At 52.1% G+C, this 1695-nt stretch carries 4 protein-coding genes; all 4 read left to right on the top strand.

Features of this window, described 5'->3' with window-relative positions:
* Positions 1-45 precede the first annotated feature (45 nt).
* Complete coding sequence (locus IBX54_RS14960) at positions 46-345, top strand: BrnT family toxin (RefSeq protein WP_296543443.1); 300 nt, start codon at positions 46-48, stop codon at positions 343-345.
* The gene (locus IBX54_RS14965) at positions 329-598 is read left to right on the top strand and encodes a BrnA antitoxin family protein (RefSeq protein WP_296543444.1); all 270 of its coding nucleotides are present in this window, start codon (positions 329-331) and stop codon (positions 596-598) included. Before IBX54_RS14960 ends, IBX54_RS14965 begins: the two co-directional genes overlap by 17 nt.
* 291 nt (positions 599-889) lie before the next feature.
* Positions 890-1327, top strand: a complete 438-nt coding sequence (locus tag IBX54_RS14970; protein ID WP_296543445.1) for a putative toxin-antitoxin system toxin component, PIN family — start codon at positions 890-892, stop codon at positions 1325-1327.
* Positions 1328-1329: 2 nt separating this feature from the next.
* Positions 1330-1569: a hypothetical protein gene (locus IBX54_RS14975; RefSeq protein ID WP_296543446.1), complete on the top strand. Its 240-nt coding sequence runs from the start codon at positions 1330-1332 to the stop codon at positions 1567-1569.
* Positions 1570-1695: the final 126 nt, after the last annotated feature.

Below are 1695 nucleotides of genomic sequence, written 5' to 3' on the forward strand. Positions count from 1 at the left end.
TTAAAATTTCACAGCGGATTTTGTATATTTTGATAATATACGCCCATGATTGACCTGAACAAGATCACCGGGTTCGATTGGGACCTTGGCAACGATCGCAAGAACGATAAACACGGTGTTTCAATGGCTGAGGCGGAGCAAGTCTTTTTTAATGTGCCCATGTTGCTTTTGGAGGATACCTCGCACAGCCAGCGGGAGCAGCGTTTTCATGTTTTGGGCAAAACCGACCAGGGTCGCGCGCTGCACATCACGTTCACGCTTCGCCAGTTGGGTCTGTTGATCAGAGTGATTTCAGCCAGGGACATGCACACAAAGGAGCGAGCCATTTATGAACAAGCAGATTAAAACCATTCCGAAGTTCACCAGTGAAGCGCAAGAGCGGGCCTACTGGGAGTTGCACGACTCCACTGAACACCTTGATTGGACCAAGGCCAAAACGGTCTCGTTGCCCAACTTGAAGCCCACAACCAAGACCATTTCGCTGCGTTTGCCGCAACACTTGCTGGATTCGATCAAAATCGCCGCGAATTCCAGGGACGTTCCCTACCAGTCACTGATCAAGGTGTGGCTGCAAGAAAAGCTACGCAGTCATCTTTAAAACTGCCTGCAAAACGGCGAAAAAAGGGGTCAGGTCTTGCATTCCTGCAAACCTTCGCTCATATCACCCCATGTCAAGACCTTTACGAATTGAACGGGCCGGTGGTCTGTATCACGTTGCCATGGGCACATGAGCGCATTCCCTTGCCAAGTTCGGGGCGCGACCGGTATCCCTGGGGTGCCTCTGCGATTTTGCGGCACTGGACTTGCAACTCGCCACGCCAACTGCAATCGCTTCGCGCAATGCCTTGAGCTTGGCCCTCAAATTGACTTATGTTATATGATTGGCAATATGACAAAGCTAAAAGTTGTCCTTGATACCAATATCCTTGTCGCGGCAAGTCGAAGTCGTCGGGGCGCGTCTTTTGCGGTGATGCAACACTTGCGCCAGGGTGATTTCATTGCATTGGCGTCCGTGCCCCTGTTCCTGGAATACGAATCGGTGTTGAAGCGACCCGAGCAGTTGGCCGTTGGTTCCCGCACGCCGGAGATGGTTGATGCGTTTCTGGATGCCTTGAGTTTAAGGACGGCGCCAGTGCACTTGCATTTTCTTTGGCGCCCCCAAACACGCGACCCGGCAGATGAAATGGTGCTGGAGACTGCGCTTAACGGCAACGCAGATGCTTTGATCACATTTAATCCAAATGACTTTGTCGCTGCCAAGCGTTTCAAGTTGCCTGTTTGGATGCCCTCTGTTTTGTTAAATCATTTGAATCTGAAGGAGTCATGATCATGGCCAATTACGCTTTGCGAGTTCCCGAATCCTTGTTTGCTTACGCGCGTGAGGTGGCGGAGTCTGAACACGTCTCCATGAACCAGTTTTTTGTCACGGCCATTGCCGAAAAGGTTTCTGCTTTAAGAACCGAGACTTATTTCAAGGAGCGTCAGGCGCGTGGTGACTTGACCGGCTTTGATGCCTGGCTGGCCGCCAGCCCGGATGTGCCGCCAGAGCCACGGGATGCATTGTGTTAAAACCCGCCAAACAAGGTGTCGAGCGCGTTTTGAATCGGCAATTGTTGTGATGTCAAATTGCCAACAAGCTGCTTCAGCGCCAGCGCAGGGACCGCCCCCAAAGCCGGTGTGTCCATGACCACCCGC

The organism is Rhodoferax sp. (genome assembly GCF_014859475.1).
Taxonomy (GTDB): domain Bacteria; phylum Pseudomonadota; class Gammaproteobacteria; order Burkholderiales; family Burkholderiaceae_C; genus Rhodoferax.

Bases quoted from the DNA above. Each gene is read 5' to 3' on its own strand.
- IBX54_RS14960 (WP_296543443.1), top strand. From the start codon at position 46: ATGATTGACCTGAACAAGATCACCGGGTTCGATTGGGACCTTGGCAAC.
- IBX54_RS14965 (WP_296543444.1), top strand. From the start codon at position 329: ATGAACAAGCAGATTAAAACCATTCCGAAGTTCACCAGTGAAGCGCAA.
- IBX54_RS14970 (WP_296543445.1), top strand. From the start codon at position 890: ATGACAAAGCTAAAAGTTGTCCTTGATACCAATATCCTTGTCGCGGCA.
- IBX54_RS14975 (WP_296543446.1), top strand. From the start codon at position 1,330: ATGGCCAATTACGCTTTGCGAGTTCCCGAATCCTTGTTTGCTTACGCG.